At 74.9% G+C, this 13,009-nt stretch carries 13 protein-coding genes; 6 read left to right on the forward strand and 7 right to left on the reverse strand.

Annotated features, from left to right (window positions below):
* The first annotated feature begins 31 nt into the window (after positions 1-31).
* The 3 genes from C8D89_RS07250 to C8D89_RS07260 are packed head-to-tail and all read left to right on the forward strand — an operon-like array spanning position 32 to position 1,511.
* Entirely contained in the window at positions 32-568 is a 537-nt protein-coding gene (locus tag C8D89_RS07250) for a DUF1772 domain-containing protein (RefSeq protein ID WP_207787114.1), read from the forward strand.
* Positions 565-1,032 carry a hypothetical protein gene (locus tag C8D89_RS07255; RefSeq protein WP_116707453.1) on the forward strand — a complete coding sequence of 156 codons (468 nt, stop codon included), beginning with the start codon at positions 565-567 and terminating at the stop codon, positions 1,030-1,032. Before C8D89_RS07250 ends, C8D89_RS07255 begins: the two co-directional genes overlap by 4 nt.
* On the forward strand, positions 1,029-1,511 hold the full coding sequence (locus C8D89_RS07260; protein ID WP_116707454.1) for a cupin domain-containing protein: 483 nt from the start codon (positions 1,029-1,031) through the stop codon (positions 1,509-1,511). The genes C8D89_RS07255 and C8D89_RS07260 overlap by 4 nt, the downstream gene beginning before the upstream one ends.
* Positions 1,512-1,519: 8 nt before the next feature.
* On the opposite strand, the gene egtD is transcribed toward C8D89_RS07260, so the two are convergent.
* From egtD to C8D89_RS07295, 7 genes are all read right to left on the reverse strand, one after another.
* A complete protein-coding gene (gene egtD / locus C8D89_RS07265; RefSeq protein WP_116707455.1) occupies positions 1,520-2,491 on the reverse strand; it encodes an L-histidine N(alpha)-methyltransferase in 972 nt (323 codons plus the stop codon).
* 52 nt (positions 2,492-2,543) lie between these two features.
* Complete coding sequence (gene egtC, locus C8D89_RS07270; RefSeq protein ID WP_116707456.1) at positions 2,544-3,377, reverse strand: ergothioneine biosynthesis protein EgtC; 834 nt, start codon at positions 3,375-3,377, stop codon at positions 2,544-2,546.
* 1 nt (position 3,378) lies between these two features.
* On the reverse strand, positions 3,379-4,776 hold the full coding sequence (egtB, locus tag C8D89_RS07275; RefSeq protein ID WP_116707457.1) for an ergothioneine biosynthesis protein EgtB: 1,398 nt from the start codon (positions 4,774-4,776) through the stop codon (positions 3,379-3,381).
* Positions 4,773-6,197: an ergothioneine biosynthesis glutamate--cysteine ligase EgtA gene (gene egtA, locus C8D89_RS07280; RefSeq protein WP_243417928.1), complete on the reverse strand. Its 1,425-nt coding sequence runs from the start codon at positions 6,195-6,197 to the stop codon at positions 4,773-4,775. Before egtA ends, egtB begins: the two co-directional genes overlap by 4 nt.
* 150 nt (positions 6,198-6,347) lie before the next feature.
* The gene (locus C8D89_RS07285; RefSeq protein WP_116707458.1) at positions 6,348-8,213 is read right to left on the reverse strand and encodes an ABC transporter ATP-binding protein; all 1,866 of its coding nucleotides are present in this window, start codon (positions 8,211-8,213) and stop codon (positions 6,348-6,350) included.
* 144 nt (positions 8,214-8,357) lie between these two features.
* The gene (locus C8D89_RS07290) at positions 8,358-8,567 is read right to left on the reverse strand and encodes a helix-turn-helix domain-containing protein (RefSeq protein WP_116707459.1); all 210 of its coding nucleotides are present in this window, start codon (positions 8,565-8,567) and stop codon (positions 8,358-8,360) included.
* A gap of 170 nt (positions 8,568-8,737) precedes the next feature.
* Positions 8,738-10,363, reverse strand: coding sequence for an ABC-F family ATP-binding cassette domain-containing protein (locus C8D89_RS07295; RefSeq protein WP_116707460.1), 1,626 nt, complete (start codon positions 10,361-10,363; stop codon positions 8,738-8,740).
* A 105-nt stretch (positions 10,364-10,468) separates the two neighbouring features.
* Between C8D89_RS07295 and C8D89_RS07300 the strand changes: the two genes are divergently transcribed.
* From C8D89_RS07300 to C8D89_RS07310, 3 genes are read left to right on the forward strand one after another with little or no spacing between them, the layout of a single operon-like run.
* Positions 10,469-11,242, forward strand: a complete 774-nt coding sequence (locus C8D89_RS07300; RefSeq protein WP_116707461.1) for an SDR family oxidoreductase — start codon at positions 10,469-10,471, stop codon at positions 11,240-11,242.
* 59 nt (positions 11,243-11,301) lie between these two features.
* Positions 11,302-11,739 carry a hypothetical protein gene (locus C8D89_RS07305; RefSeq protein WP_207787115.1) on the forward strand — a complete coding sequence of 146 codons (438 nt, stop codon included), beginning with the start codon at positions 11,302-11,304 and terminating at the stop codon, positions 11,737-11,739.
* Positions 11,736-12,968 carry a lycopene cyclase family protein gene (locus tag C8D89_RS07310; RefSeq protein WP_116707462.1) on the forward strand — a complete coding sequence of 411 codons (1,233 nt, stop codon included), beginning with the start codon at positions 11,736-11,738 and terminating at the stop codon, positions 12,966-12,968. Before C8D89_RS07305 ends, C8D89_RS07310 begins: the two co-directional genes overlap by 4 nt.
* Positions 12,969-13,009: the final 41 nt, after the last annotated feature.

Raw genomic sequence — 13,009 nt, forward strand, 5'->3', positions numbered from 1 at the left:
CCGACCGAACCGCACCGCCAGGAGGCCCGCGATGTCCCGCGCCACGCTCACCACGGCCGCGCTCGCCGCGACCGTGTGGACGACCATGATCTCGTTCGGCGGCATCGCCGCCGAGACCGTGATCCTCTACCCGAACATCTTCGCCGACGCCCCGGCGTCGCTGGAGCGAGCCCGCGACTTCCTCGTCGTCTCCGGGCCGAGCGACTACTACCCGCCGCTCGGCGCGGCGACGGTCCTGACGCTGCTCGCCGCCACCGTCCTCACGTGGCGGGAGCCGCGCCTGCGTTGGTGGGCCGCCGCCGCGGCCGCGGTCTTCGTCGTCTGCGAGTTCCTCTTCTCCGCCGCCTTCTTCTGGCCCCGCAACGAGATCATGTTCGTCGACCCGCTCGGGGCGCACTCGCCCGCGTACCTGCGGGAGGTCGCTGCGGAGTTCGTCGCCGGGCACGGGGTGCGCCTCGTCGGGAGCGCCGTGACCGCGGGGCTGGCGTTCGTCGCCCTGTGGCGCCGGCTCCGGTCCACCGCCGCGGCGCACCCCGGGGCCGCTCAGCGTCTCGAGGCCGCCCGATGAGCGGCGACCGGACCCTCGGGTTCTCCTGGCCGGTGCTGATCGCGCTCGCCGCCCTGGCCGCCGTGCGCATCCCCCTGCACGACCTCGGGACCGTCGAGGAGGGCACCGCGCTCGCCGCGGTGCTCGTGGTCGTCCCGCCCGCGTGCTGGGTCGGCGTCGTGTTCTGGCGCCGTCCCCCGCACCCGTTCGGGACCGTCGTGGTGATCGGCGCCCTGTACGGAGTGTTCCTCGCCGCCGGTCACCAGCTGTTCTGGGACGCCGCCTTCGCCGGTGCGGCGCCGGCCCTGGGCGGCCGCCTCGCCGGGACCGACCCGGCCACCACCGAGGTCGTCCTGCGGGTGGCGACCGCGGCGTCGAGCCTGGTCACCGGCACACTCGTGGGCGTGGTCGCCGGCGCGGTCGCCGCAGTGCTGTGCCGCGTCGTGCCCGAGCGTCCGTCGAGCCCCTCGGAGAACCCGCGATGACCGAGCACCCCGTGCTCCACCTGCCCACGGGCGAGACCGTCACGATCCTGCGGTCGGGCCGGGACGGGGGCGGCACCTTCGAGATCGAGGGGGTGCTCCCGCCCGGTCTCGCGGGGCCACCGCGGCACCGCCATCGGACGCAGACCGAGACGTTCACGGTGCTGGAGGGACGCCTCCGCGTGGTGGTCGGACGCGAGGCCCGCGTGCTGCGCCCCGGCGAGACCGCCGTCGTCCCCCCGACGGTGGCGCACGGCTTCGCCAACCCCTTCGACGAGCCCGCCCGCATCCGCGCGACCGAGGAGCCCGCCGGACCGCTCGAGGACCAGTTCCGGGCGCTCGCGCGGGCCGGCCGGATGCCGCCGCTGCGCGAGCTCGCGGCGATCAACGTCCGCCACGGCCTCCCGTTCGCCCTCGCCGGCGTCCCCGAGGCGGTGCAGCGTCCGGTGTGGCGGCTGCTGGCCCGGCTGCACCGCGGGTGAGGCGGGCGTCAGCGACGGCAGGCCAGCGACAGGGCGAAGCGGCCCTGCGGGTCGGTGAACCAGCCGTCGTGGGAGAACCCGGCGGCGTCCAGCTCGCCGCGGATGCCCTCGCGGGTGAACTTCGTGGAGATCTCGGTGCGCATCTCCTCGGCCGCGGCGAAGTCGACCTCCAGGTCGAGCTCGGGCACGCGCACCCGCATCGCCCGCCGCGCCCGCAGGCGCATCTCGATGCGGCTCGACTGCGGCACCCACACCGCCAGGTGGTCGAAGCCCGAGCGGTCGAAGTCGGCGCCGAGCACCCGGTTGAGCACCGCGAGGACGTTGAGGTCGAAGGCGGCGGTCACGCCGTCCCGGTCGTCGTAGGCCGCGACCAGCGTCGCCTCGTCCTTGACCAGGTCGGTGCCGACGAGGAACGCCTCCCCCGGGTCCAGCGCGTCGGCCAGCGCCGCGAGGAACACCTGGCGGTCGCCGGGCTCGAAGTTCCCCAGCGTCCCGCCGAGCAGCGCCACCAGCCGGCGCCCGTCGCGCGGCACGCTTCGCAGGTCACGGGTGAAGTCGGCGACGACGCCGTGGACGTCGAGCCCCGGGTAGGCCTCGACCAGGCCCGGCACCGCCTCCTCGAGCGCCGACGGCGAGACGTCCACGGGCACGTAACGACGCAGCGTGCCCGCGCGGTGCAGCGCGTCGAGCAGCACCGGGGTCTTCGACGAGGACCCCGAGCCCAGCTCGACGAGCGTGTCGGCGGCCGCGGCGCGGGCGATCGTGTCGGCGTGCTCGGCGAGGGCCTCGCGCTCGGCGGTGAAGGGGTAGTACTCCGGCAGCGCGGTGATCTGCTCGAACAGCTCGCTCCCCCGGGCGTCGTAGAGCCACTGCGGGGACAGCACCTTCGGGGTCGCGGTCAGACCGCGGCGGGCGTCGGCGCGGAGCGCGGCGTCGGCGTCGTCGGCGGTGAGGTGTACGTCGAGCGCGGGCAGGCTCATCGGTGTCGGTTCACGTCCTGGGGGTCGGGACACGCTTCTCGCGTGCCGGCGTTCACGGCAGCGGGAACGGGCCGTGCGGCGAGAGGGCCGTGACGGTCACGGCCGGTGGGTCGTGCGGGCCGCCGGGGCGGGCGACGAGCAGGGACCCGTCGGGCACCGCGGTCCACGCGGCGTCGTCGTCGAGGGGCTCGGAGGCGACGGTGACGGCCCCGTCGGCGTGGGTGCGGTACGACAGGGCGTGGTCCACGGCCGTGGCCACGACCTGCGCGCCGTCGGAGAGCAGCAGGTTCAGCCGCGACGCGGGGGCGGCGGCGAGGGCCTCGGTGACGACGCCGGCGACCGCGTCGGCGGCGTCCTTGCCCGCCGCGATGCGGGCGCGCACCAGTGCCCAGAGCAGCGCGGAGTCGGTGGCCGCCTCGAGGGTCAGCAGGTCGAGGGCGGGGAGGGTCGCGGCCAGGTCGGCCACGCTGTGCGGCCAGCCCCGGACCACCCCGTTGTGGCTGAACAGCCACGTCGACCCGCCCGCCTCGCCACGGAACGGCGCGCACGCCGCCGTCGACACGGGCATGCCCACGGTCGCCGAGCGCACCGCGGCCACCAGCGCGGTGGTCTCCACCGCCCGCGCGAGGTCGAGGAACGACGCGTCGGTCCACATCGGGTCGTCGCGGCGGTACAGCACCGGCTCCCCACGTGCGTGATCTTCTGAGCTATAGCTCAGAAGATCACGCACGTACCAGCCGACGCCGAACCCGTCGGCGTTGACGGTGCCGCCGCCACGCATGTCCGAAGGGGCGTAGCTCTGCACCAGCAACGAGTGCGGCGGCTCGGTCACGACCGCGGCGAGCGTGACCGGCGTCGGGCCCAGGTGGGCCAGGTGGCGGCACACGTCAGGCGGACCGGGCGCAGCGGAAGCCGGAGAAGATCTGCCGGCGGATCGGCAGGTCCCAGTTGCGGAACGTCGTGCGGGCGTTGGGGGTGCCGACGCCGAACGACGACCCGCGCAGCATCCGGAAGTCGCCGCCGAAGAACACCTCGGAGTACTCCTTGTACGGGAACGGCTCGAACCCCGGGTAACCCTCGAACCCGGAGTCGCACCACTCCCACACGTCGCCGACGAGCTGGTGCACGCCCAGCGGCGACGCGCCGGCCGGGTAGGCGCCGACCGGAGCGGGCTGCAGGTGACGCTGGTCGAGGTTGGCGCGCTCGGGAGTGGGGTCCTCGTCGCCCCACGGGAAGCGCCGGGTGGTGCCCGTGGCGTGGTCGTAGCGGGCCGCGAACTCCCACTCGGCCTCGGTGGGCAGGCGCTTGCCCGCCCACGCCGCGTAGGCCGCCGCCTCCCCGAAGCTCACGTGCAGCACCGGCTGGTCGGCCGGGATCTCCTCGCGCACCCCGAACGACGTCCGGTACCAGCGCCCGTCCGCGCGCTCCCAGCTCATCGGCGCGGTCCAGCCCTCGGCCCGGATGTGCTCCCACCCCTCGGGCGACCACCAGCGCGGGTCGTCGTACCCGCCGGCGTCGACGAACCGGGCGTACTCGGCGTTGGTCACCGGCGCCGCGTCGAGCCAGAAGTCGGCGACGCGCACGGGGTGCGCGGGCTTCTCGTTGTCCAGCGCGAAGGGCTCGCTGGACGTGCCCATCAGGAACTCCGCGCCGGGGTGGAACACCTCCGTGCCGGGCAGGCCGCGGACGACGGACGGCGGCGGCGGGTCGGCGTGCAGCACCGGCGCTCCGGCGCGGAGCTGGTGGGTGGCGAGCATCGTCTCCACGTGCTGCTGCTCGTGCTGGACGATCATGCCGAACAGGAAGCCGCCGGCGAGCGTGCGGCGCTCGTCGAACGACGTCGCGTCGAGGTGGGCCAGCGCCCGCTCGCGCACGCGGTCGCCGTACACCCGCGCCTCGTCCGGATCGAGCAGCGGCAGCGCGGGCCGGCCGGCGCGCGGGTTGGTGAACGCGTCGTAGAGGTGGTCGACGTCCTCGCGCACGCCGTCGACCAGGTCGGTGTCGGCCGCCCCGCGGCGCACCAGCCAGAAGTCCTCCATGTTCGCGATGTGCGCGACGTCCCAGTGGAACGGCGACATCAGCGGCGAGTGCTGGCGGGTGAAGTCGGCGTCGTCGGGGTCGAAGACGTCGTGGGTCAGCGCGCGGGTGCGGGCCCGGGCGGCCGCGAGCTCGGCGGCGAGGCGGCGACGGAGCGCGGCCCGTTCGGTGCCGCCGGGGCCGGTGCACGTGCTGGGGTCGGTGCTGGGGTCGGTGCTGGGGTCGGTGCTGGGGTCGGTGGCGGTCACGGTCGCTCACCTCCGGGTCGGGGGGCCGGTGACGGCTCGGTGTCGTCGGGATCGGGGGGCAGCTGGGTCTCGGCCTCGTCGAGGGGCTCGTCGGCCGGGCAGCGCCCGCGCAGGACGCGCCTGCTGATCACCCGTTCGACGAGTTCGCGGACGTCGTCGTCGAGGTCGGCGAACGCCGGCCCGGCCAGGGTGCGGTGGGCCTGGGTGAAGACCTCACCGGCGGCGCGGCGCAGCACCCGGTCGGCGAGCCCGTGGCGCGCCGCGGCGGTCCAGCGGCCGACCGCGGGCTCGGCGGCGGCGCGCGCCCGGGCGACGGTGTCGGCGTCGGACATCAGCGCGGCCACCACCACCAGCGGCACGACCCACTCGTCGCCGGCCTGCTGGTCGAGGTAGCGCACCTCGAGGTGGCCCTGCGGGCGCACCGGGGGGAACAGCGTCGTCAGGTGGTAGTCGAGGTCCGATCGCGTCGGCCCCGGGTCGAGGCGCCCGTCCATCCAGTCGGCGAACGTGACGTCGGGCGCCGCCCACGAGGTGTCCGGGTCGTCGTCGCGGCGCACGCACAACAGCCGGGTGTCCAGGGCCCGGCGCGCGTAGTCCCGGGCGGGGTCGGCGCCGAGACGCTCGGGCGGGCAGGTGCGCTGTGGGTCGAGGGCCAGCCAGCTCGCCATGCGCGACGACTTCCACCCCGTGCGACGACCGTGGACGACCGGGGAGTTGGCGAACGCGGCGAGCAGCACCGGCCCCAGCTCGTGCAGTGCCGCCCACCGGTGGGCGACGTCCGCGCCCTCGCCGGCGTCGACGCAGACCTGCACCGCGGTGGTCGAGCACATCATGGTGCGCCCGTGGGGCCCGATGCGGTCGAAGGCGGCCTCCATCGCCGCGTACCGCGGGATCTGCAGGAGGCGCCGGGGCGGTCGGAGCGGGTCCCCGGCCCGCGGCACCGCCCTCAGGCCCTCGGTGGCGAGCAGCGTGCGCAGGGCCGCGGCGTCGACACGGACGGCGCGTACGAGGTCGCCGACGCCGGGCAGGGGTGGGCTGGCGATCTCCACCTGGCCCCCCGGCTCGACGGTGAGCGTCCCGCCGGCGGGCAGCGGCAGGGATCCGGAGGTGGCGGGGGCCGGGTGCAGGTCCCGACGGGTGGCCGGCAGGGCGGCGAGGGTGGCCGGGGCGTGGGGCCCGAGGGCACGGGCGAGGGCGGCCGGGTCGAGGGGGCGGGTGGGGTCGTCGTCGTGGCGCACGAGCCACTCGAGCTCGGTGCCGACGAGCCGCGGCGGCCCGTGCTTGAAGCACACCGAGGCGACGTAGGCCTCCGCCGTCGCGCGGTCGCGCAGCGGCGACGCGGGGTCGGTCGGGATGCGATGGTGCGCGACCACGACCTCCGGAGCGCCCGGCGGGCGCGCGGAGTGGAGCGGAGCGTGCACGGGGCCTCCTCGATGGACCGATGGACCGCCCGGTCATGTCCCGGAGGTCGCTGCGCACGGACTGCGGATCGACGCTACACGCGCCCCCCGTCACCCGCAGGGGTTCGACCGAGGACCGTCCGAGATGCGTAGATCACTGTGAGTGATCGCTCATGCAGCGGACGGTGACGACGCGAACTGGGTGTGGTAGAGGTCGGCGTACCGCCCGCGCCGGCGGAGGAGCTCGTCGTGCGTCCCCTGCTCGACCACCCGCCCGTGCTCCACCACCGCGATCACGTCGGCGGACCGCACCGTCGACAGCCGGTGCGCGATGACCACGGCCGTGCGCCCGACCAGCGCCTCCGACAGCGCCTCCTGCACGGCCTGCTCCGACTCCGAGTCGAGGTGGGCGGTCGCCTCGTCGAGGATCACCACCCGCGGGGAGGCGAGCAGCAGGCGCGCGATGGTCAGCCGCTGGCGCTCCCCGCCGGAGAGGCGATGGCCCCGCTCCCCCACCACGGTGTCCAGCCCGGCGGGCAGCTCGTCGAGCAGCTCGCCCAGGCGGGCCCGCACCATCGCCTCGCGCAGCTGCACGTCGGTCGCGTCCGGCGCCGCGTACAGGAGGTTGGCGCGCACCGTGTCGTGGAACAGGTGCCCGTCCTGGGTGACGACGCCGACCGCGCCGCGCAGGTCGGCGAAGGAGAGCTCGCGCACGTCCACCCCGCCGATCTCGATCACGCCCGAGTCGACGTCGTAGAGCCGGGGCAGCAGCGAGGCGATCGTCGACTTCCCCGCCCCCGACGGGCCCACGAGGGCGAGCATCCGGCCGGGCGCGACGGCGAGGTCGACACCGTGCAGCACCTCGTGCCCGGCGCGGTCGTCGAGGCGCGTGACCTCCTCCAGCGAGGCGAGCGACACCGCCGACGCCGAGGGGTAGGTGAAGTGCACGTCGTGCACCCGCACCCCCAGCGGGCCGTCGGGCAACGGCGCCGGGTGCGCGGGCTCGGTGAGCGCCGGCTGCAGGTCGAGCACCTCGAACACCCGCTCGAAGCTGACCAGCGCGCTCATGACGTCCACACGGGCGTTCGCCAGCGAGGTCAGCGGCGTGTAGAGGCGCGTGAGCAGCAGCGCGAGGCTGACGACCGTGCCCGCGTCCAGGCTGCCGGTGACTGCCAGCCACCCGCCCAGCCCGTAGACCAGCGCCGAGGCCAGCGCGGAGACGAGCGTCAGGCACGTCAGGAAGACGCGGTTGACCATCGCGGTGCGCACGCCCACCGCGCGCACCCGGTCCGCGCGCTCGCCGAACTCGTCGGCCTCGGCCTCCGGGCGGCCGAACAGCTTGACCAGCGTCGCCCCGCCCGCGGAGAAGCGCTCGGTCATCTGCCCCGTCATCGCCGCGTTGAGGTCGGCCGACTCGCGCTGCAGCGCCGCGATGCGCCGGCCCATCCGCCGCGCGGGCAGCAGGAAGACCGGCAGCAGCACCAGCGCGAGCAGCGTCACCTGCCAGGCCAGAGCGAGCATGACGACGACGGCCAGCACGAGCTGGATGGCGTTGGTGACCAGGCCCGAGAGCGTCGAGGTGAACGCCCGCTGCGCGCCGATCACGTCGTTGTTGAGCCGGCTGACCAGCGACCCGGTCCGCGTGCGCGTGAAGAACGCGAGCGGCATGCGCTGCACGTGGGAGAACACCGCGAGACGCAGGTCGTAGATCAGGCCCTCGCCGATGCGCGAGGACAGCCAGCGCTCGACCAGCGTCACCCCGGCATCCACGACGGCCAGCCCCGCGATGACCAGGGCCAGCACGACGACCACCGACGGCGCCGACGACCCCGTGATCGCCCGCACCACCTGCCCGGCGAGGACCGGCGTCGCGACACCGATCACCGCCGAGGCGGTCGCCAGCGTGAGGAACACCGCGAGCATCCGGTGGTGACGGCGCGCGAAGCGCCAGATCCGGGGCAGTGTGCCCCTCGGCACCGACCGCGGCAGGCCCTCGGCCCGGGCCGCGGACATCATCAACGACCAGGCGCCGTCCATCGCTCGCCGTCCTCACGCTCGTCGGACCGTGTGCCCCGAGCGTGCGACCTCGAGCAATGTCGAGGTCAAGCACCCGCGCCACGGGGCCGGCGTGTGGTGTCCACCGGGTCCGTGGGCGGGTGTACCCCCCGTCCGGGCGCCGCGCTACTTCTTCTTCGTGCGCGTGGCGCCACCGCGCCCGCGCAGCGTGACGCCGGACTCCGACAGGACACGGTGCACGAACCCGTACGAGCGCCCGGTCGACTCGGCCAGCGAGCGGATGCTCGCGCCCTTCTCGTACTTCTTCTTCAGGTCCGTGGCGAGCTTGTCACGCTGGGTGCCGGTGATGCGCGCACCCTTCTTCAGATCGGCCATCTCGATCCCACCCCTCGTCCGACCTCGGGTCGCCGGTCGAACCATGATGATCGGCGCAAGCAGTGTGCGCCACGGCACACTTCTCGTGATCGGTAAGCGGTTCGGCCGATCGGAGTGATCTCCATGGCCTTGCAGAGCAGCGGGAACGCCGTGTTCGGCTCGTTCTCCTGCTACGCGAGCTCGACGAGTTCGAGGTGCTCGGCGGAGAAGTGGTCCTCGGTGCCGTCGGGAAGCAGGATGACCCGTTCGGGTTCGAGGGCCTCGACCGCGCCGGGGTCGTGGGTGACCAGCACGACCGCGCCCTCGAAGCGGCGCAGCGCGTCGAGGACCTTCTCGCGGCTGGCCGGGTCGAGGTTGTTGGTGGGCTCGTCGAGCAGCAGCACGTTCGCCGCGCTGGACACCAGCCCCGCCAGCGCCAGGCGGGTGCGCTCTCCGCCGGAGAGGGTGCCCGCGGGCTGGTCGAGCTGCTCGCCGGTGAACAGGAACGCCCCCAGCAGCGTGCGTAGCTGCTGCTCGCCGGTGTCCGGGGCGGCGCTGCGCGCGTTCTCCCACACCGTGCGGTCCATCTCGAGGGTGTCGTGCTCCTGGGCGAAGTAGCCGGTGCGCAACCCGTGCCCGGCCACGACCTGCCCGGTGTCGGGGTGCTCGGCACCGGCCAGGATCCGCAGCAGCGTGGTCTTCCCCGCCCCGTTCAGCCCCAGGATCACCACCCGCGAACCCCGGTCCACGGCCAGGTCGACCCCGGTGAACACCTCCAGCGACCCGTAGGTCTTCGACAAGCCCGCCGCGGTCATCGGCACCCGCCCGCACGCCGCCGGCGCCGGGAACCGGATGTGGGCCACCTTGTCCTCGACCCGCTGCTCGTCCAGCCCGTCGAGCATCGCCTGCGCCCGACGCGCCATCTGCTTGGCCGCCACCGCCTTCGTGGCCTTGGCGCCCATCTTCGCGGCCTGGGCCTGCAACGCCCCGGCCTTCTTCTCCGCGTTGGCCCGCTCCCGGCGCCGGCGGGCCTCGTCGTCGGCGCGGGCCTGCTGGTACTTGACCCAGCCCATGTTGTAGACGTCGAGCTCGCCGCGGGTGGCATCCAGCAACCACACCTTGTTCACCACCGCCTCGATCAACGCGGTGTCGTGACTGATCACCACCAACCCACCCTCGTGGGCCAGCAGGAACGAGCGCAGCCAGGCGATCGAGTCGGCGTCGAGATGGTTGGTCGGCTCGTCGAGCAGCAACGTCGTGCCCGCGTTCCCCCCCGAGTCACCCGAGGCCGCGAACAGGATCCGGGCCAGCTCGACCCGGCGGCGCTGACCCCCCGACAACGTGCCCAACGGCTGGCCCAGCACCCGGTCGGGCAGCCCCAGGTTCGCGCAGATCCGCCCCGCCTCGCTCTCCGCGGCGTACCCACCCAGATCGGCGAAGCGCTCCTCGAGCCGCCCGTAGCGCGCGATCGCCCGGTCCCGCGCCGCGTCGTCGGCCAGCTCGGCCATCGCGCTCTGGGTCTTCTCCATCTGCCGCAGCAGATCATCCAGCCCCCGCGCCGACAGGACCCGATCCCGCGCCAGCACCGTCAGATCCCCCTCCCGGGGATCCTGCGGCAGATAGCCCACCGGCCCGGTCGCACGAACCTCCCCGCCGTAGGGCTCACCCACCCCGGCCAGGCTGCGCAACGTCGTCGTCTTGCCCGCCCCGTTACGCCCCACCAACCCAATCCGATCCCCCGGCTGCACCCGCAGGGTCGCGCCGGACAGCAGAACCCGCGAGCCGGCACGCAGCTCGAGATCGGACGCGGTGATCACAGGGAGGAGTCCTCGACGAGGTCGGGTGCGGGCGGGACGGACGCCGCGCGGACCCCTCCAGTGTAGGCGACCGGCCCCGTCGTCCCGGCCGCCTAGGGTGCGCCCATGACCGACGCCACCCCTCCCGCGCCCGATCTCGCCGGCCGTGTCGCCCTCGTCACCGGCGCCAGCCGCGGCATCGGACTGGGCGTCGCTCGCCACCTGCTCGAGCGGGGCGCCTCGGTGACGATCACCGCCCGCAAGCGCCCGGAGCTCGAGGAGGCGGCAGCCTCCCTGGGCGCCCCCGACCGGGTGCTCGCCGTCCCCGGCAACGCGGGCGACGCGGCCGCGCGGGCGGCGGCGGTCGACGCCACGGTCGAGCGCTTCGGCGCCCTGGACGTCCTGGTCAACAACACCGGCATCAACCCGCACTACGGCCCCCTCGTGCAGGCCGACCTCGGGGCGGTCTCCAAGACGTTCGAGGTCAACGTGGTCGCCGCGCTCGGCTTCGTGCAGGAGGCCCACCGGGCCTGGATGGGCGCGCACGGCGGCGCGATCGTCAACATGGCCTCGGTCGGCGGGCTGCGGTCGAGCGGCGTGATCGGCGCGTACGGGGCGTCGAAGGCCGCGCTCATCCGGCTGACCGAGGAGCTGGCCTGGGAGCTCGGCCCGACGATCCGCGTCAACGCCGTGGCGCCCGCCGTGGTCAGGACCCGGTTCGCGGAGGCGCTCTACGCCCACGGCGAGGACGAGGTCGCCGGGCGCTACCCGATGCGCCGCCTCGGGACTCCCGAGGACGTCGCCGCGCTCGTCGGCTTCCTCGTCTCCGACGCCGCGTCCTGGATCACCGGGGAGACCGTTCGGGTGGACGGCGGCCTCCTCGCGACAGGCAGCACGTGAGCCCACGAGCACCACAGGCCGGTCCGGGCAGAATGGGGGTGATCGGGAGGTGGAGCCGCATGGGTCTGTTCAGCAGGTGGCGCCGCGGCGGGGGCGGCGACGGTGAGCGCCGCCAGGTGCTCGACCGGGAGGCCACGCCGGCCGACCTCGAGCACCTGCGGGCGTTCGCCCGCACGCGCGAGGGCGTCGCCTTCTACGTCGAACCCGAGACCACGGCCACCGACACCACCGTCGTGGCCGTGGCGTTCGACGGCGAGTGGACCCGGCGCCGGGTCGGCACACCGCGCGCCGCACAGAAGCTCGCCCGCTCGGTGAAGGTCGCGTGCCACGACGTGCAGGTCACGGGCTACCCAACGGAGATGCGGCGCTGGAACGCCCGCGCGAAGGCCGACCGCGCCAGGCTCGAGGAGATGGCCCGGGCCGAGTCGGAGCAGGGGTCACAGCAGGGGTCACAGCAGGGGCGGGGCTCGGGACGCGGGGAGGACCGCGAGCGGTGAGCCCGGCCGCCCCCGTCGCCGACGTGGTGATCGCCGGGGCCGGCCCGGCGGGACGTGCGCTCGCCCGTGCCTGCGTGGCGCTGGACCTGCGCACGCTCCTCGTCGACCCGCGCCCGCACCACGCGTGGACCCACACCTACGGGTCCTGGCACCACGAGCTGCCCGACGACCTGCCCGCCGACGTCGTCGCCGCGCGCGGGCGCGGCGTCGTGGTCGCCCGCCACACCCACGAGCTCGAGGACGAGTACGTCGTCCTCGACACCAGGGCCCTCCAGGAGCACCTCACCGACCCGGCGGTGGCCCTGCGCCGCGGCCGGGCCGTGTCGGCGGTGGCGGCGGGCCCCGGCCGTCACCCCGCCGTGGTGCTCGACGACGGCACCGCCGCGAGCGGGCGGGTCGTCGTCGACGCCACCGGGGCCCGCCAGGCGCTGGCCCGGCGCGGCGCGACCGGCGGCGGCCCGCGGGCCGAGCAGACCGCGTTCGGGGTCGTCGTCGACCGTGAGGTCGCCGCCCGGGTCAGCGGCGACCGGCTGCTGTTCATGGACTGGCGCCCGCGCCACGGCCGACCGGGCTGGCCCACGTTCCTCTACGCCGTGCCGCTGGACGACCGGCGGGTGCTGCTCGAGGAGACCTCGCTCGCACGACGGCCCGGGCTGCCGATGCCGGAGCTGCGCACCCGCCTGCGGGCGCGGCTGCGGGCCGCGGGCCTCACCGATGCGGAGATCCCCGACGACCCGGGCGCCGTGGAGAAGGTGCGCTTCCCGGTCGACTCGCCGCGCCACCGCTCGCCCGCCGGCGTCGTCGCGGTGGGCGCGGCCGATCCGCTGGTGCACCCGGCGTCCGGCTTCAGCCTCGCCACCTCGCTGCGCCTTGCGCCGCAGCTCGCCGCGGTGATCGCCGACGCGCTGCACGGCGGGGCCGAGCCGGCCGCCGCGGCCCGCGCCGCGCGGAGGGTCGTCCGCTCCCCCGCCGCCGTGACCGTGCACGCGCTGCGCCGCCGCGGGCTGGAGACCCTGCTGGCGATGCCGCCGGAGGACGTGCCCGGGTTCTTCGACCGCTTCTTCACGCTGCCGCCGGCCCACCGGCGGGCCTACCTGGACGCCCGGGACGACGTCACCGCATCGGTGGCGGCCATGACCTCGTTGTTCGGTCGGCTGACCCCCCGCCTGCGCCTCCACCTGATCAGGGGAACGCTGCTCGGGGCCCACAGCGTCCGAACGGAGCAATAGCGGTACGCTCGCGGACCGGCATCGTGACGGGTCGGTGACCC

It is taken from the genome of Actinomycetospora cinnamomea (assembly GCF_003096675.1).
GTDB classification, from domain to species: domain Bacteria; phylum Actinomycetota; class Actinomycetes; order Mycobacteriales; family Pseudonocardiaceae; genus Actinomycetospora; species Actinomycetospora cinnamomea.